This window comes from Variovorax xiamenensis, assembly GCF_050916385.1.
GTDB lineage: Bacteria > Pseudomonadota > Gammaproteobacteria > Burkholderiales > Burkholderiaceae_C > Variovorax.
The window spans coordinates 4,955,714-4,970,519 of sequence record NZ_CP139038.1; the positions used below are offsets into that span (position 1 = coordinate 4,955,714).

Sequence of the window (14,806 nt, forward strand, 5' to 3'; positions counted from 1 at the left end):
CTCACTCGCTGTGATTGGGAAGCGCGAGGCGCGAGGAATCCTCTTCGGTCTCTTCGATGCGGGGACGGTTGCCGTTCATGCGGGAGATGGCGTCGGTATCGATGTCGCCGGTCACGTACACGCCGTCGAAGCACGATGCGTCGAAGCCGTCGAGCTTGGCGTTGAGCGAGCCGATGGCGCGCTTCATGGCGTCGACGTCCTGGTAGATCAGCGCGTCGCAGCCGATCAGTTCGCGGATTTCTTCGACAGTGCGGTCGTGCGCCACCAGCTCGTCCTTGGTCGGCATGTCGATGCCATAGACGTTGGGGTAGCGCACCGGCGGCGCGGCGCTCGCCAGGTAGACCTTGCGGGCGCCGGCATCGCGCGCCATCTGCACGATTTCGCGGCTGGTGGTGCCGCGCACGATCGAGTCGTCGACCAGCAGCACGTTGCGGCCCTTGAACTCGCTGCCGATCACGTTGAGCTTCTGGCGCACCGACTTCTTGCGCACGCCCTGCCCCGGCATGATGAAGGTACGGCCAACGTAGCGGTTCTTCACGAAACCCTCACGGTACGGCACGCCCAGCAGATGCGCAAGCTGCGTGGCGCTCGGACGGCTCGACTCGGGAATCGGGATGATCACGTCGATCTGGTTCGGCGGCACGGTCGACACCACGCGCTTGGCCAGCGTCTCGCCCAGGTTCAGGCGGGCCTGGTAGACCGAAATGCCGTCGAGCACCGAGTCCGGACGGGCCAGATAGACGAATTCGAAAATGCAGGGGTTGAGCGTCGGCGACTCGGCGCACTGCATCGAATGCACATTGCCCTCGAGGTCGATGAACACGGCCTCGCCGGGGTTGATGTTGCGCTCGAAAGTATGGCCCGAGCCTTCCAGCGCGACCGATTCGCTCGCCACCATCACGGTGCCGTCGGCGCTGCGGCCCATGCACAGCGGACGGATGCCGTACGGATCGCGGAAGGCCAGCAGGCCATGACCCGCGATCAGCGACACCACGGCATAAGAGCCGCGCAGGCGCTTGTGCATGCTCTTGACCGCGGCGAACACCTCGGCCGGATGCAGCGGCACACCACGAGACGCGCGCTCGAGTTCGTGGGCCAGCACGTTGAGCAGCACTTCGGAGTCGCTCTCGGTGTTGGTGTGGCGGTGGTCGGTGGAGAACAGCTCCGAACGCAGCGCATGCGCGTTGGTCAGGTTGCCGTTGTGCACGAGCACGATGCCGAAGGGCGCGTTCACGTAGAAGGGCTGGGCCTCTTCCTCGCTGTAGGCGTTGCCGGCGGTCGGATAACGCACCTGGCCCAGGCCCACGCTGCCGGGCAGCGCGCGCATGTTGCGCGTGCGGAACACGTCGCGGACCATGCCCTTGGCCTTGTGCATGAAGAACTTGCGTTCCTGCAGCGTGACGATGCCTGCGGCGTCCTGGCCGCGGTGCTGCAGGAGCAGCAGTGCGTCATAAAGCAGCTGATTGACGGGTGCGTTGCTGACAACGCCGACGATTCCACACATGAACGATTCCCCTTAGGGCAGGTAGCTTGCCAACTTTTCAGGCAGCGAGGGCTTGAGGCCCTGCAATGCCGCATCGAGAACAATGGCGCTGCGCGATTCGTGCCACCAGGCACTGTCGCTCAACACCAGCAAATGGACAACGACGGCGAACACGAGCAGGGCCACCACGCCCCGCGCCGCGCCGAACGCCGCGCCCAGAATCCGGTCCACCGGCCGCAGACCCACGACGGTGATCAACTTGCGCGTGAGCGCGGCCACCAGGCCCACGCCGAACACCACCGCCACGAACACCAGCACGAAGGCCAGCGGATAGCGCCACGCCCCCTGCGGGTCGCCGAACGGCAGCCATGCCGCCACGCCCGAAGCCAGCCACTGCGCGGCGATGAAGGCAGCCACCCATCCGATCAGCGAAATCACTTCGAACACCAGGCCACGCATCAGGCCGAAAAGCATCGACACCCCGATGAGCGCGACGGCGATCCAGTCGAGCAAGGCCACGGCAACAGCAGGCGACGGCTCTTACAACGTGAGGATCGCGGCCGACAAAGACAAGCCCTTGACCTTCTCGGCCGCGCGGTCGGCCTCGGCACGCGAGCTGAAGGGGCCGACACGCACACGCGTGCGCTCGCCGTCGGCCGTCTTGGCCACGTGAACGTAAGTCTTGAGACCGGCCCTCTCGAGCTTCTGGCGCACTTCGCGCGCCTTGTCCGCATCGGCGAAAGCGCCGACCTGCACCACGAAGCGGCCACCCTCGTCGGCAGCGGCGGGCTTGGCCGCGGCTGCAGTGACGGGCTTGCCTTCGAGCAGCGCGCGGGCCCGGGCGCCGTCGTCTGTGGCGGCGGGCTTGGGTTTCGCTTCGGGCTTCGGTTCCGGCTTCGGCTTGGCCTCGGGCTTGGGTTCCGGCTTGTGTTCGGGTTTCGCTTCCGGTTTGGGCTCGGGCTTCGGCTTCGGTTCAGGCTTGGGTTCCACGGCCGCGACGGGCGGCGTGGCTGGCAAGGGCTTGCCGGGGTCGATCACCGTGCCGTCGGCGGTCTCGGTGATCATGCCGCTGGAAGACGACGAAGCGACGCGCGAGCTGCCGCTGTTGTCGGGCGCAGCCGGCGAGGTGGTCGCGGCAGGCGCCGGCGTTGCAGGCACCGGCAGCGGCTTGACCTTGTTGCGGTCGGGAATCTCGATGGGGATGTCGACCGACACGGGCCGCGGCTGGGTATCGAACAGCAGCGGAAAGCCGATCACGCCGAGCAGCACCAGCACCGCCGCGCCGAGCAGCCGGTGGCGCGCACGCCGACGCATGGTTTCGACACTTTCCGCGGGGACGGCTGCCGGGGCGCCTCGTCCTTCGTTGCCTTGCGGGCCGCGCGTGCGGAACTTGAAAAACGCCATGAAGTTCGATCCCTGAAGGAGTGCAGCGAGGTTGCGCCAGAAGGTGTGTACGGCCCGACGGTCAGCCGCCCGGCGACAGGTGTTTGGCTTGCAGCCGGGGGGTGCCGTTTTCGAGGACGCCACCCACGGTGAAGAACGATCCGAAGACCACGATTCTATCAGCGGCCCCTGCCTGCCCGATGGCCGCGCGCAGCGCCTCCATCGGGCTTGCATGCACGCTGCCCGAGGCGTCGGCGCGCGTGTTCTGGGCCTGCCAGGCAGCCAGCAGATCGGCCGCCTTGGCGGCGCGCGGCGTGGGCAGGTCGGTGAAGTACCAGCGGTCGATCAGCGGGCCGATGCGCGCGAGGATCGGGGCAAGGTCCTTGTCCGCCATCACGCCGAAGACACCGTGCGTGGTCGGGTAGAAGCCCATCGCGTCGAGGTTCTCGGCCAGCGCGGCCACGGCGTGCGCGTTGTGCGCCACGTCGAGCACCAGCGCCGGCTCTCCCGGCACGATCTGGAAGCGGCCCGGCAGTTCGACCATGGCCAGCCCGTTGCGCACGGCCTGCGCGGTGATCGGCAATTGCGGGCGCAGCGCCTCGAGCGCCGCCAGTACGCCGGCCGCATTGATGAGCTGGTTGGCGCCACGCAGCGCCGGATAAGCCAGCCCGCTGTAGCGACGCCCGCGTCCCGACCAGCCCCACTGCTGCTTGTCGCCCGAGACATTGAAGTCGGTTCCGAAGCGCCAGAGGTCGGCGCCGATGGCGTTGGCATGGTCGATCACGCTCTGCGGCGGCACCGGATCGCTCACGATGGCGGGCTTGCCCGCGCGCATGATGCCGGCCTTCTCGAAGCCGATGCTCTCGCGGTCGGGACCGAGGTATTCCATGTGGTCGAGGTCGATGCTGGTGATGACCGCGCAGTCGGTGTCGATGATGTTGACCGCGTCGAGCCGGCCGCCCAGGCCCACTTCGAGGATCGCCACGTCGGGCTTCTGCTCGATCATGCAGTGCAGGATGCCGAGCGTGGTGAATTCGAAGTAGGTCAGCGGCATCTCGCCGCGCGCCTTCTCCACCACTTCGAAGCTTGCTATCAGTTTGGAAGCATCGACGGCCTCGCCCAGGAGCCGCAGCCGCTCCTCGAAGCGCACCAGGTGCGGCGAGGTGAACACCGCCGTGCGGTAGCCCGCGTGCGTCAGGATCGATTCGAGCATGGCGCAGGTCGAGCCCTTGCCGTTGGTGCCGGCCACCGTGATGACGGGGCAGCCGAAGCTCAGGCCGAGGCGCTGCGCCATTTCCTTGGCGCGCTCGAGTCCGAGCTCGATGTTCTTGGGATGGAGTCGCTCGGCGCGCTCGAGCCAGTCGTTCAGGGTTTCCATGGAGGCGGGCATTGTCGCCGACCCGTCGGCCGGGGCATCATCGCGGCCATGACAACCCTCTACGGCATTCCGAATTGCGACACCGTCAAGCGCGCCCGCACCTGGCTCGACGAACACGGCATCGAATACACCTTCCACGACTTCAAGAAACAGGGCGTTCCCGAGGCCGAACTCGACCAGTGGCTGAAAAAGCCCGGCTGGGAGGCCCTGGTCAACCGCAAGGGCACCACCTGGCGCAAGCTCGACGACGCCACCCGCGAGGGCGTGGTCGACGCGGCCTCGGCCCGCGCCGTGCTGCTGGCCAACCCCAGCCTGATCAAGCGGCCGGTGGTCAACTGGGACCCGAAAAAGCCCGTTACGACGGGATTCGACGCCGAAGCTTGGGCTGTCAACGCCGTGTAAATCCCGGAACCCCGGCCTGTCGCGCGGCGTCGAACCTCGATCCGCAGGAGAGACACACCATGAATAAACGCACTTTTCGCACTCTCGCAGGCATTTCGGTCGCCGGCATGCTGGCCGCCGGCACCGGCCTCGTTCATGCACAGCAGAACCAGGTGGTCCAGGCCCGGGTGATCTCCGCCACCCCGATCCGCGAAACGACCGGCAGCGACGTCAACTACAACGTCACCTACGAATACAACGGCCGCCAGTACACCACCCGCATGAACACGCGGCCAGGCGCGACGATCCCGATCCAGGCCGGCGCTTACGGCGTGACGGGCGTGACGACCTCCCCGGTGGTGCCCCAATCGCAGCTGCAGGCCTACCCTGTCGAGGCCAACAGCGGCGGCTATGCCCCGCAATCCGGCGGTTCGCCATGGGACAACGTGGTGCCCGAGCCCGGCGTGGTCGTCTCCAGCGCCCCCGCGCCGGTCTACCAGCCGGCTCCGGTGTACGCCGCTCCCGCCCCTGTCTACGTGGAGCCGGCCTACACGTACCCCTATGCCTATCCGTACGCCTACCCACCGGTCGGCATCTCGCTGAACCTGGGCTATTCGCGCGGCTGGGGCGGCGGCTACTACCGCGGCTACGGCTATCGCGGCTGGGGCGGCTACCGCGGCGGCTGGCACCGCTGAGGCACGGGCTGGCGGGCTGCAGCGCCCGAGCCCCTAAAATCGAGGACTTTTCCAACCCTTGACGGGTGCGCCGCTGGTGCGGTGCGTCCTCGATTCGCTGGCCTCCAAGGCGCCGGCGCCACCCAATGACGACGACTACCGACACTCTGAACAGCGCCGCAGTGGCCACCAAGGCCAATGTGTATTTCGACGGCAAGTGCGTGAGCCACAGCCTCACCCTCGCGGACGGCACGAAGAAATCGGTCGGCGTGATCCTGCCGTCCACCCTCACCTTCAATACCGGCGCCCCCGAGATCATGGAAGGCACCGCCGGCAGCTGCGAATACCTGCTGTCGGGCACCAGCGAATGGGTGGCATCGGGCCCCGGCCAGAAGTTCAGCGTGCCGGGCAACTCCAGCTTCCAGATCCGCGTGAGCGGCGAGCCCTACAGCTACATCTGCCATTTCGGCTGAACCGCGAACCGCTAACCGGACCCCTGACATGTCGACCATCCTCCAAAACGTTCCCGCCGGCCAGAAGGTCGGCATCGCCTTCTCCGGCGGCCTGGACACCAGCGCGGCGCTCCACTGGATGCGCAACAAGGGCGCCATTCCCTACGCCTACACCGCCAACCTCGGCCAGCCCGACGAGCCCGACTACGACGAGATCCCGCGCAAGGCGATGCTCTACGGCGCCGAGAACGCCCGCCTGATCGACTGCCGCGCGCAGCTGGCCAACGAAGGCATCGCCGCCCTGCAGGCCGGCGCCTTCCACGTGACCACCGCCGGCGTCACGTACTTCAACACCACGCCGCTGGGCCGCGCCGTCACGGGCACGATGCTGGTGTCGGCCATGAAGGAAGACGACGTCCACATCTGGGGCGACGGCAGCACCTACAAGGGCAACGACATCGAGCGCTTCTACCGCTACGGCCTGCTGACCAACCCCGCACTCAAGATCTACAAGCCCTGGCTCGACCAGGTCTTCATCGACGAGCTGGGCGGCCGCGCCGAGATGTCGGCGTTCATGCAGAAGGCCGGCTTCGCCTACAAGATGTCGGCCGAGAAGGCCTACTCGACCGACTCCAACATGCTCGGCGCGACGCACGAGGCGAAGGACCTGGAGCACCTGAACAGCGGCATCGCCATCGTGCAGCCGATCATGGGCGTGGCCTTCTGGAAGGACGAAGTCGAAGTCAAGCGCGAGACCGTCTCGGTGCGCTTCGAGGAAGGCGTGCCCGTCGCGCTGAACGGCGTGCGCTACTCGAACCTGGTCGACCTGATCCTCGAAGCCAACCGCATCGGCGGCCGCCACGGCCTGGGCATGAGCGACCAGATCGAGAACCGCATCATCGAGGCCAAGAGTCGCGGCATCTACGAAGCCCCCGGCCTCGCGCTGCTGTTCATCGCCTACGAGCGCCTGGTCACCGGCATCCACAACGAGGACACCATCGAGCAGTACCGCGAGAACGGCCGCAAGCTCGGCCGCCTGCTCTACCAGGGCCGCTGGTTCGACCCGCAGGCCATCATGCTGCGCGAAACGGCACAGCGCTGGGTGGCGCGCGCCATCACCGGCGAAGTGACGGTCGAACTGCGCCGCGGCAACGACTACTCGATCATGAACACCGAGTCGGCCAACCTTACGTACAAGCCCGAGCGCCTGAGCATGGAAAAGGTCGAGGGCGCGTTCACGCCGCTGGACCGCATCGGCCAGCTGACGATGCGCAACCTCGACATCGCCGACACGCGCGAGAAGCTGGGCATCTACACGCAGGTGGGCCTGCTGTCGCCGAACGAAGGCGCAGCGCTGCCGAAGCTGGCGAACGACGGCGACGCGAGCTGATCGACCTCCCCTCTGCCTCCCGCGTGAGGCAGAAACGACAACGGGCCCCTCGGGGCCCGTTTTTCATTGCCATTGCAGGCGCACTGCGATGTCAGTCCCCGCCGCCTCCGCCGCAGCCGCCGCCACATCCGCCACCGCCGTCGGACGAACCGCCATCGCTGGAGCCGCCATCGCCACTGCTCGACGACTCGCTGCCGCCAAACCCGCCGGCATCGCCGGCACTGCCGCCGTCCGACGAGGAATCGCTGAAGCTGGTGCCGCAATGGGCGTCGGAGCCTATGTGCCGCTCGACAGCCCGGCAGTCGGGCACGTACTGGAAGCCGCCTTCGATGGCGAACTTGATGTCCAGCGCGAACAGCAGCGGCAGCCGCGCCGGCTTGCGCGGATCGATGCTCTCCTCCTTGCAGGCCCAGTACCAGGTGCGGCGCAGGCCGTCGTTGCGCCGGGCATCCTTGCCCAGCACTTCAGCCGGGCTGTGGTGAAGCATGCCGCCGAAGGCCGCCTTGCACCAGTTCTGGTAGCCCTGCGTGTGCAGGATGAACTCGTGCCAGGCCGTGTCGACCACCTTCGAGGGCATGGCCACGAACTTGCGGTCGCTGCGCAGGTGCGCCATGAAGAACTGGCGCAGGCCGCGCAGCACCAGTTCGGCGTCGCGCCGGCTGAGCTGCGGATGTGCCTGGCACAGCTTGCCGATCAGGAAGGGCGGCAGCCGCGCCTCGCGGATGAACTGGCGCCGCAGGCTGGTCTCGAGGAACTTGAGCACCGCCGAGAACAGCAGCGCAAACACGATCACCGCCACCACCGAGCCCCAGCGGCGCGTGCCCAGGAACAATGCGAGCAACGCAACGAGCGGCACCGCCCGACGGGCCCACACCAGCGCGCCGATGCGGCGGCGGTAGTTCAGCTGCAGGAAGTCGAGATCCATGCCAGCGAACGGTCCGTCAGACCACCACCGGCTCCGGCTCCAGCCGGATGCCGAAACGCTCGTACACGCTGGTCTGGATGGCCTTGGCGAGCGTCATCACCTCGCCGCCCGTCACCGGGTTCTCGCGGCCGCCGCGGTTGACGAGCACCAGCGCCTGCCGCTCGTAGACCCCGGCGTTGCCCACCGACTTGCCCTTCCAGCCGCACGCGTCGATGAGCCAGCCGGCCGCCAGCTTGATGCTGCCGTCGTCCATCGGGTAGTGAACGATCTTCGGGTCGCGCGCGATGATGTCGGCGCACTGCTCCGGCGTGACGGTCGGGTTCTTGAAGAAGCTGCCGGCATTGCCCAGCACGCGCCAGTCGGGCAGCTTGGCGCGGCGGATGGCGCAGATCCAGTCGAAGATGTCCTGGGCGTTCGGCGTGAAGTTGCCGGTTTCTTCCATCTTGCGTTCCAGGTCGAGGTAGCCGACCACCGGCTTCCACGGCTTGGGCAGGCGAAAGCGCACCCGGGTGATCACTGCCCTGCCCGCCAGCCCGAAGTCGTTCGGGCCGCTGCGCACGTGCTTGAACACCGAGTCGCGGTAGCCGAAGGCGCATTGGGCGGCATCGAGGGTGAAGCTGCGGCCGGTTTCGAGGTCGAAGGCGTCGAGCGATTCGAAGCGGTCCTGCAGTTCGACGCCGTAGGCGCCGATGTTCTGCACCGGCGAGCCGCCCACCGTGCCCGGAATGAGCGCCAGGTTTTCCAGCCCCGGGTAGCCGCTGCGCACCATCCACTCGACCGCGTCGTGCCAGGTTTCGCCGGCACCGGCTTCCACGATCCAGGCGCGCGGCGTTTCTTCCAGCAGCCGCAGGCCCTTGATCTCGACCTTGAGCACCAGCGATTTCACGTCGCCCGTCAGCACGATGTTGCTGCCGCCGCCCAGCACGAAACGGGGCGCGTCGCGCCATGCCGGATCGGCATGCAGAGCGACCAGATCGGCTTCGCCGGCAATGCGCGCCAGGTTCTGCGCGCGCGCGACGATGCCGAAGCTGTTGTAGGGCTGCAGCGGGACGTTGGACTCCACGATCATGGGAGAATTGTCTCATCTGCACCCGTGAAGAATTCAGGAGAGAGTCCATGCCGTCCTTCGATACCGTCTGCGAGCCCAACCTTCCCGAGGTGAAGAACGCAGTCGAGAACACCGCCAAGGAAATCGCAACGCGCTTCGATTTCAAGGGCACGGCCGCCGCCGTCGAGCTCAAGGACAAGGAAATCACCATGATCGGCGACGCCGAGTTCCAGCTCGTCCAGGTCGAAGACATCCTGCGCAGCAAGCTCACCAAGCGAAGCGTCGACGTGCGCTTCCTCGACAAGGGCGACGTCCAGAAGATGGGCGGCGACAAGGTCAAGCAGGTCATCAAGGTCAAGAGCGGCATCGAGAGCGACCAGGCCAAGAAGATCACCCGCATCGTCAAGGACAGCAAGCTCAAGGTCCAGGCCGCGATCCAGGGCGACGCGGTGCGCATCACCGGCGCCAAGCGCGACGACCTGCAGGCGGCCATGGCACTGATCAAGAAGGACGTGCCGGACATGCCCCTCACGTTCAACAACTTCAGGGATTGACGCACACCCCCAGGCTTGCCCACTTCGTGTGGCCGCCAACCCCCTCGCCGGGGGCAATACCGGCGGCCCGGCGGAGCCGGTTCCGCGGTATTCCTGGTCTATTCACGCCGAACAACCGGCACTTGGAGTAGCAAGCCTCGTATGAAAAAACTCGTCGTCGCAGCGCAGCTCTTCATTGCCGCTGCCGTGGCGCACGCGGCCGGCTCGGTCACCCTGACCGGCAGCATCGGCAGCCGCGCGATCCTGATCGTGAATGGCAATCCGCCCAAGACGGTGGCGGTCGGCGAGAGCTACCAGGGCGTGAAGCTGGTGTCGCTGCAGGCCGACCAGGCCGTGGTCGAGCTCGAGGGCAAGCGCGTCAACCTGCGCATGGACACGCCGGTGAGCATCGGCGGCGGGGGTGGTGGCGGAGGCGGCGGCAGCCGCATCGTGCTGCCGGCCGACAGCCGCGGCCACTTCATGACACAGGGCGCCATCAACGGCCGTCCGGTCACCTTCATGCTCGACACGGGGGCGACGGCCATCGCGCTGTCGGCCGACGACGCCCAGCGTATCGGCCTCGACTACAGCAAGGGCCAGCGCGTGCTGATGAACACCGCCAACGGCACGGCCACCGGCTACAAGCTGCGCCTGCAGTCGGTGCGCGTGGGCGACGTGGAGGTGTACGACATCGACGCCATCGTCTCGCAGCAGGCGATGCCATTCGTGCTGCTGGGCAACAGCTTCATCAACCGCTTCTCGATGCGCCGCGACGCGGACCAGATGGTCCTCGAGAAGCGGTATTGATTGCTCGCCCCCAGGCTGCGCGCACTGCGTGCGCTTCGCCAACCCCCTACCGGGGGCGGGCCGGCCGCTTCAGGCGGCCGTGCGCGGCGGCACTCGCGAAAAGAACCCTGTCGGATCAGGCCTGGGCGGCCGTCACCACGATCTCGATCTTGTAGGCTGCGTTGGCCATCTTGGCCTGCACGGTGGCGCGCGGTGGCGTGTTGCCGGCCGGGATCCATGCGTCCCACACTTCGTTCATCGCGGTGATGTCGTTAATGTCGGCCAGGAAGATCTGCGTCATGAGAATGCGCGACTTGTCGCTGCCGGCCTCGGCCAGCAGGCGGTCGACCATGCCCAGCACCTGCGTGGTCTGGCCGCGGATGTCCTGCGTGGTGTCGTCGGGCACCTGGCCCGCGAGGTAGATGGTGCCGTTGTGCACGGCCGTCTCCGACAGACGCGGGCCGACGTGATAGCGGGTGATGGAAGCCATGGAGCGTGTTCTTTCTTCGGTTCAGGTTGATTTCTTCTTGGAGCCGAGCTTCGACTCCGTGCCGGCGGCGAGCCGGCGGATGTTTTCGCGGTGCCGCCAGATCAGCAGCAGGCTCATGACGATGATCGCGACCAGCGCCGTGCGGTCCAGCGGCCAGGCGATGCCGCCGCCGATCAGGTAGTAGGCCGGCGCGAAGAAAGCGGCCACCAGCGACGACAGCGACGAGTAGCGAAAGAAGATCGCGATGATCAGCCAGGTGGCACCGGTGGCCAGCCCCAGCCAGGGCGCGACGCCCACCAGCACGCCGGCGGCCGTGGCCACGCCCTTGCCGCCCTGGAAGCCGAAGAACACCGGGTACAGGTGGCCGAGGAATGCCGCCACGCCGGCCACCGCGGCAACGCCCTCGCCCAGCCCCCATTGCGCGCCGAACTGGTGGATGAGGAACACCGGCACCCAGCCCTTGAGCGCATCGAGCAGCAGCGTGGCGAGCGCCGCGCCCTTGTTGCCCGAGCGCAGCACGTTGGTGGCGCCGGGGTTCTTGCTGCCGTAGCTGCGCGGGTCGGCCATGCCGAGCGCCTTGCTGACGATGACCGCGAACGAAAGCGAGCCGATCAAATACGACGCCACGATGGCAATGATGGAAGGCAAGGTGAAGCTCAAGACGGCACTCCGCGGGGGATGGTTGTTTTTCTATTCGGCGACGACCGCCAGGGATGGCGACCGGAGATCGGAATCGGAGGACTGTGGCGTCGCCATGGCGGCGACTATTCTGCCAGCGCGCATTGCACGGGCTTCGCGCCCAGCAGCGCCACGCACACCTGCGGATCGATGCCGATCAGGTAGCCGCGCCGCCCGCCGTTGAGCACGATGCGCGGCAGTTCCAGGATGCTCGACTCCACGTACACCGGCATCTCGCGCCGCGTGCCGAAGGGCGAGGTGCCACCCACCATGTAGCCGCTGTGCCGCTGCGCCACCTCGGGCTTGCAGGGCTCGACCGACTTGGCGCCGATCTGCCGCGCGAGGTTCTTGGTCGACACCGTGCGGTTGCCGTGCATCAGCACGATCAGCGGCTTCGCGTCCTGGTCCTGCATCACCAGCGTCTTGATGACGGTGAACGGGTCCAGCCCGAGCATCTCGGCGCCGCGCTGCGCGCCGCCGTGCTCGACGTATTCGTAGGGGTGCTCGGTGAATTCGATCTTGTGCGCGCGCAGCAACTGCGTGGCGGGTGTCTCGGAGGTGTGGGAGCTTTTCTTGGCCATCTCGGCATCTCTGTGGCAATCCCGATGCTTTTCAGGATCGCTTCAGAAAACTTATTGTTTTACGATAAAAATTTGCCGTATTGCATTGAATAGCAGCTGAGTCATGCAGCATACGCCAGCCCCGGCGGCCACCGCCCCCTCGTTCTACCTGAAGCGCCATGCGCAGGTCGTGCAGGCACTCGTGCTGGCGGGCGCGGCGCTGCTGCTCGCGCAGCCCGTTCTGCTGCTGACGGCCAGCGACTGGCTCGACATCTTCGGCATCGGCAGCTTCCTCGGCCTGCCCAACCTGCCAGCCGACGAGGCCGGCCGCTGGCGCACCGCGCTGGTCAGCCTGTTGCCGGTGGGCGGCGGGCTCTACGCGCTGCGCAAGCTCTGGCAGCTGTTCGGCGAATACGGCCAGGGCCGTGTGTTCGGCACCGCCGCGCAGGAGGCGCTGGTGCGCTTCGCATGGGCCGTGCTGCTGCTGGCGCTGCTCCTGCCATTGGCGCGCGGGCTGATGACCGTCGCGCTCAGCATTGGCTACCCGCCGGGCCAGCGCTTCCTGGCGATCAGCATCGCGTGGTTCGACTGCCTGCACATCCTGTTCGGCGCCGTGCTCGTGGCCATCGCCCGCGTCATGGCCGAGGCACGCCGCCTCGCCGACGACAACGCAGGCTTCGTCTGACGCCGCCATGCCCATCGTCGTGAACCTCGATGTGATGCTCGCCCGCCGCAAGATGCGCTCGCGCGAACTGGCCGAGCGCGTCGGCATCACCGAACAGAATCTCTCGCTGCTCAAGAGCGGCAAGGTGCGCGGCGTGCGCTTCGACACGCTGGAGCGCATCTGCGAGGCGCTGCAGTGCCAGCCCGGCGACCTGCTCGAGTGGCAATCACCGCCCGGCGACTGATGCGCCGCCCCGCATTGCCGGCGCTCGTGCTGGCCGTGGCCGCGACGCACGCGGTCGCGCTATGGCTGCTGGTGATCGCCACCAGACCGAACGCAAGCAGTGCCCCGCGTTCCGCCAAACGCGTCGTGATGGAACTGGTGCAGGTCGCGCCCGAGGTGAAGATCGAGCCACCGGCAGCACGCGCTCCGGCCGCGCCGTCGCTGCGTGCCGGCGCTGTCCGCACGCCCAGGCCCGTGCGCAGCAACGTGATCGCCACGCCCAACGCTTCGTCGGCAGCTCCCGAATCGCCGCAGGCCGCGAGCCCCGCACCGCCCCCACCGCTGATCCTCCACTCGGAAAGCACCCGCCGCGCACTGCGCGACATCGGCCGTGAACGCTCCTTCGCCGACCGGGCCGGCCAGGACCTCAACGGCGACTCGCGCTCAGCCTTCGATTCCAAGCTGAGCGCGGGCGTCTCGGGAGCCGCCCGCGGCGATTGCATGAAGGGCCAGTTCAAGGGCAGCAACATGGGCCTGCTGAGCCTGCCCGCACTCGCCCTGGCCGCGGCGAACGGCGAATGCGCCCGCTGAATCAGGCGGCCGGATCGCGGATTTCCCAGCGGATCTTGTCGATCTCGGCCAGCACTTCCGGCGACAGCGTGGTGCCGTACACGTCCAGGTCTTCTTCCAGCTGCGCCAGCGAGGTCACGCCGATGATGGTGCTCGCCACCTGCCACTTCGTGTAGCAGAAGGCCAGCGCCAGTTGCGTGGGCGTCAGGCCGTTGTCGCGGGCGAGCTGGTTGTAGCGCTTGGCGGCGCGCAGCGAATCGGGGCGGCCCCAGCGCTGCTTGCGCACCGATTCGTAGCTCGAGATGCGCGCGCCCTTCGGTGCGTCCGGGCCCTCGATGCCGCTCTGGTCGTACTTGCCGGTCAGCAGGCCGAAGGCCAGCGGCGAATACGCCAGCAGCGACACGCCCAGGCGGTGCATCGTCTCGTCCAGGCCGTTCTCGTAGCCGCGGCTGATGAGGCTGTAGACGTTCTGCACCGTCGCCACGCGCGGCAGGCCGTGCTGCTCCGCCAGTCGCACGAACTCGTGCACGCCATAAGGCGTTTCGTTCGACAGGCCGATGGCGCGCACCTTGCCCGCCTTCACCAGCTTGCCCAGCGCTACCAGCTGCTCGTGGATCGGCGTCTTCGAGGTTTCCTTGGCCGGGTCGTAGTAGATGTTGCCGAAGAGCGGCACGTGGCGCTCGGGCCAGTGGATCTGGTACAGGTCGATGACGTCGGTGCGCAGCCGCTTCAGGCTGGCGTTGCACGAGGCCTCGATGTCCGCAGCCGTCATGCCGCTGCCTTCACGCACCCAGGGCATGCCGCGCGAGGGGCCGGCCACCTTGGTCGCGACCACCAGCTTCTCGCGCGCGCCGGGGTTGGCGGCGAACCAGTTGCCGATGATGGTCTCGGTGAGGCTGTAGGTTTCCTTGCGCGTGGGCACCGAGTACATCTCGGCGGTGTCGATGAAGTCGACGCCCCGCTCCAGCGAGCGGCTCAGGATGGCGTGGGAGGTGGGCTCGTCGACCTGTTCGCCGAAGGTCATCGTGCCGAGGCAGATCGGGGTGACGTGCAGGTCGCTTTGACCGAGTTGGATCTTTTTCATGCGCGGGATGCTACCGCCCAGCCCCATGGCCCGCTGGCCGCCGCGCCAAAACCCGAGCGCTGCACGGCCGTGCACAGGCCGGCAGCTGTCCTGTGGCGGACTGCG

At 67.3% G+C, this 14,806-nt stretch carries 19 protein-coding genes; 9 read left to right on the plus strand and 10 right to left on the minus strand.

Features of this window, described 5'->3' with window-relative positions; all coding sequences use genetic code 11:
- Position 1 precedes the first annotated feature (1 nt).
- The 4 genes from purF to folC all read right to left on the minus strand — a co-directional run bounded on the left by purF (position 2) and on the right by folC (position 4,256).
- Positions 2-1,504, minus strand: coding sequence for an amidophosphoribosyltransferase (purF, locus tag SFB74_RS22590; protein ID WP_093305244.1), 1,503 nt, complete (start codon positions 1,502-1,504; stop codon positions 2-4).
- A gap of 12 nt (positions 1,505-1,516) precedes the next feature.
- Positions 1,517-2,002 (minus strand): CvpA family protein, encoded by a 486-nt coding sequence (locus SFB74_RS22595; protein WP_432726520.1) that lies wholly within the window; start codon positions 2,000-2,002, stop codon positions 1,517-1,519.
- A 21-nt stretch (positions 2,003-2,023) separates the two neighbouring features.
- Entirely contained in the window at positions 2,024-2,887 is an 864-nt protein-coding gene (locus SFB74_RS22600) for an SPOR domain-containing protein (RefSeq protein ID WP_432726522.1), read from the minus strand.
- Positions 2,888-2,948: 61 nt separating this feature from the next.
- Positions 2,949-4,256 carry a bifunctional tetrahydrofolate synthase/dihydrofolate synthase gene (gene folC / locus SFB74_RS22605; RefSeq protein WP_432726523.1) on the minus strand — a complete coding sequence of 436 codons (1,308 nt, stop codon included), beginning with the start codon at positions 4,254-4,256 and terminating at the stop codon, positions 2,949-2,951.
- Between the two features lie 36 nt (positions 4,257-4,292).
- Here folC and SFB74_RS22610 point away from each other — a divergent pair, with 36 nt between their 5' ends.
- The 4 genes from SFB74_RS22610 (at position 4,293) to argG (ending at position 7,141) form a co-directional block, all read left to right on the plus strand.
- The gene (locus tag SFB74_RS22610; RefSeq protein WP_432726525.1) at positions 4,293-4,646 is read left to right on the plus strand and encodes an ArsC family reductase; all 354 of its coding nucleotides are present in this window, start codon (positions 4,293-4,295) and stop codon (positions 4,644-4,646) included.
- A gap of 59 nt (positions 4,647-4,705) precedes the next feature.
- Positions 4,706-5,320 (plus strand): hypothetical protein, encoded by a 615-nt coding sequence (locus SFB74_RS22615; protein WP_432726526.1) that lies wholly within the window; start codon positions 4,706-4,708, stop codon positions 5,318-5,320.
- 125 nt (positions 5,321-5,445) lie between these two features.
- Positions 5,446-5,772: a pyrimidine/purine nucleoside phosphorylase gene (locus SFB74_RS22620; RefSeq protein WP_432726527.1), complete on the plus strand. Its 327-nt coding sequence runs from the start codon at positions 5,446-5,448 to the stop codon at positions 5,770-5,772.
- A 28-nt stretch (positions 5,773-5,800) separates the two neighbouring features.
- Positions 5,801-7,141: an argininosuccinate synthase gene (argG, locus tag SFB74_RS22625; protein ID WP_432726528.1), complete on the plus strand. Its 1,341-nt coding sequence runs from the start codon at positions 5,801-5,803 to the stop codon at positions 7,139-7,141.
- 91 nt (positions 7,142-7,232) lie between these two features.
- Here argG and SFB74_RS22630 read toward each other — a convergent pair whose 3' ends face one another.
- Together SFB74_RS22630 and murB are read right to left on the minus strand one after the other, a co-directional pair.
- Positions 7,233-8,066, minus strand: a complete 834-nt coding sequence (locus tag SFB74_RS22630; protein ID WP_432726530.1) for a glycine-rich domain-containing protein — start codon at positions 8,064-8,066, stop codon at positions 7,233-7,235.
- A 16-nt stretch (positions 8,067-8,082) separates the two neighbouring features.
- Positions 8,083-9,135, minus strand: coding sequence for a UDP-N-acetylmuramate dehydrogenase (gene murB, locus SFB74_RS22635; RefSeq protein WP_432726531.1), 1,053 nt, complete (start codon positions 9,133-9,135; stop codon positions 8,083-8,085).
- A 47-nt stretch (positions 9,136-9,182) separates the two neighbouring features.
- Between murB and SFB74_RS22640 the strand changes: the two genes are divergently transcribed.
- Both SFB74_RS22640 and SFB74_RS22645 read left to right on the plus strand, forming a co-directional pair.
- Positions 9,183-9,668 (plus strand): YajQ family cyclic di-GMP-binding protein, encoded by a 486-nt coding sequence (locus SFB74_RS22640; protein WP_125947346.1) that lies wholly within the window; start codon positions 9,183-9,185, stop codon positions 9,666-9,668.
- Positions 9,669-9,809: 141 nt separating this feature from the next.
- Positions 9,810-10,454 (plus strand): retropepsin-like aspartic protease family protein, encoded by a 645-nt coding sequence (locus SFB74_RS22645; protein ID WP_432726532.1) that lies wholly within the window; start codon positions 9,810-9,812, stop codon positions 10,452-10,454.
- 115 nt (positions 10,455-10,569) lie between these two features.
- Here SFB74_RS22645 and SFB74_RS22650 read toward each other — a convergent pair whose 3' ends face one another.
- The 3 genes from SFB74_RS22650 to SFB74_RS22660 form a co-directional block, all read right to left on the minus strand.
- A complete protein-coding gene (locus tag SFB74_RS22650; RefSeq protein ID WP_093200323.1) occupies positions 10,570-10,923 on the minus strand; it encodes a RidA family protein in 354 nt (117 codons plus the stop codon).
- Positions 10,924-10,944: 21 nt separating this feature from the next.
- Positions 10,945-11,583 (minus strand): glycerol-3-phosphate 1-O-acyltransferase PlsY, encoded by a 639-nt coding sequence (gene plsY / locus SFB74_RS22655; RefSeq protein WP_432726533.1) that lies wholly within the window; start codon positions 11,581-11,583, stop codon positions 10,945-10,947.
- A gap of 104 nt (positions 11,584-11,687) precedes the next feature.
- A complete protein-coding gene (locus tag SFB74_RS22660) occupies positions 11,688-12,182 on the minus strand; it encodes an aminoacyl-tRNA deacylase (RefSeq protein WP_432726534.1) in 495 nt (164 codons plus the stop codon).
- 103 nt (positions 12,183-12,285) lie between these two features.
- Between SFB74_RS22660 and SFB74_RS22665 the strand changes: the two genes are divergently transcribed.
- Genes SFB74_RS22665 through SFB74_RS22675 form a run of 3 tightly spaced genes read left to right on the plus strand, consistent with a single transcriptional unit; the run spans position 12,286 to position 13,638 of the window.
- Positions 12,286-12,846 carry a DUF2975 domain-containing protein gene (locus SFB74_RS22665; RefSeq protein ID WP_432726535.1) on the plus strand — a complete coding sequence of 187 codons (561 nt, stop codon included), beginning with the start codon at positions 12,286-12,288 and terminating at the stop codon, positions 12,844-12,846.
- 7 nt (positions 12,847-12,853) lie between these two features.
- Positions 12,854-13,069 carry a helix-turn-helix domain-containing protein gene (locus SFB74_RS22670; protein ID WP_432726536.1) on the plus strand — a complete coding sequence of 72 codons (216 nt, stop codon included), beginning with the start codon at positions 12,854-12,856 and terminating at the stop codon, positions 13,067-13,069.
- Entirely contained in the window at positions 13,045-13,638 is a 594-nt protein-coding gene (locus SFB74_RS22675; RefSeq protein ID WP_432726537.1) for a hypothetical protein, read from the plus strand. The genes SFB74_RS22670 and SFB74_RS22675 overlap by 25 nt, the downstream gene beginning before the upstream one ends.
- A 1-nt stretch (position 13,639) precedes the next feature.
- Here SFB74_RS22675 and SFB74_RS22680 read toward each other — a convergent pair whose 3' ends face one another.
- Positions 13,640-14,701: an aldo/keto reductase gene (locus tag SFB74_RS22680; protein WP_432726538.1), complete on the minus strand. Its 1,062-nt coding sequence runs from the start codon at positions 14,699-14,701 to the stop codon at positions 13,640-13,642.
- Positions 14,702-14,806: the final 105 nt, after the last annotated feature.

What these genes read in the sequence shown, in the direction of transcription:
- argG (WP_432726528.1), top strand. Translation starts at nt 5,801, where the DNA reads ATGTCGACCATCCTCCAAAACGTTCCCGCCGGCCAGAAGGTCGGCATC.
- SFB74_RS22650 (WP_093200323.1), bottom strand. Translation starts at nt 10,923, where the DNA reads ATGGCTTCCATCACCCGCTATCACGTCGGCCCGCGTCTGTCGGAGACG.
- SFB74_RS22660 (WP_432726534.1), bottom strand. Translation starts at nt 12,182, where the DNA reads ATGGCCAAGAAAAGCTCCCACACCTCCGAGACACCCGCCACGCAGTTG.
- SFB74_RS22680 (WP_432726538.1), bottom strand. Translation starts at nt 14,701, where the DNA reads ATGAAAAAGATCCAACTCGGTCAAAGCGACCTGCACGTCACCCCGATC.
- SFB74_RS22645 (WP_432726532.1), top strand. Translation starts at nt 9,810, where the DNA reads ATGAAAAAACTCGTCGTCGCAGCGCAGCTCTTCATTGCCGCTGCCGTG.
- SFB74_RS22665 (WP_432726535.1), top strand. Translation starts at nt 12,286, where the DNA reads ATGCAGCATACGCCAGCCCCGGCGGCCACCGCCCCCTCGTTCTACCTG.
- purF (WP_093305244.1), bottom strand. Translation starts at nt 1,504, where the DNA reads ATGTGTGGAATCGTCGGCGTTGTCAGCAACGCACCCGTCAATCAGCTG.
- murB (WP_432726531.1), bottom strand. Translation starts at nt 9,135, where the DNA reads ATGATCGTGGAGTCCAACGTCCCGCTGCAGCCCTACAACAGCTTCGGC.
- SFB74_RS22620 (WP_432726527.1), top strand. Translation starts at nt 5,446, where the DNA reads ATGACGACGACTACCGACACTCTGAACAGCGCCGCAGTGGCCACCAAG.
- SFB74_RS22610 (WP_432726525.1), top strand. Translation starts at nt 4,293, where the DNA reads ATGACAACCCTCTACGGCATTCCGAATTGCGACACCGTCAAGCGCGCC.
- folC (WP_432726523.1), bottom strand. Translation starts at nt 4,256, where the DNA reads ATGCCCGCCTCCATGGAAACCCTGAACGACTGGCTCGAGCGCGCCGAG.
- SFB74_RS22640 (WP_125947346.1), top strand. Translation starts at nt 9,183, where the DNA reads ATGCCGTCCTTCGATACCGTCTGCGAGCCCAACCTTCCCGAGGTGAAG.
- SFB74_RS22630 (WP_432726530.1), bottom strand. Translation starts at nt 8,066, where the DNA reads ATGGATCTCGACTTCCTGCAGCTGAACTACCGCCGCCGCATCGGCGCG.
- SFB74_RS22600 (WP_432726522.1), bottom strand. Translation starts at nt 2,887, where the DNA reads ATGGCGTTTTTCAAGTTCCGCACGCGCGGCCCGCAAGGCAACGAAGGA.
- SFB74_RS22615 (WP_432726526.1), top strand. Translation starts at nt 4,706, where the DNA reads ATGAATAAACGCACTTTTCGCACTCTCGCAGGCATTTCGGTCGCCGGC.
- SFB74_RS22670 (WP_432726536.1), top strand. Translation starts at nt 12,854, where the DNA reads ATGCCCATCGTCGTGAACCTCGATGTGATGCTCGCCCGCCGCAAGATG.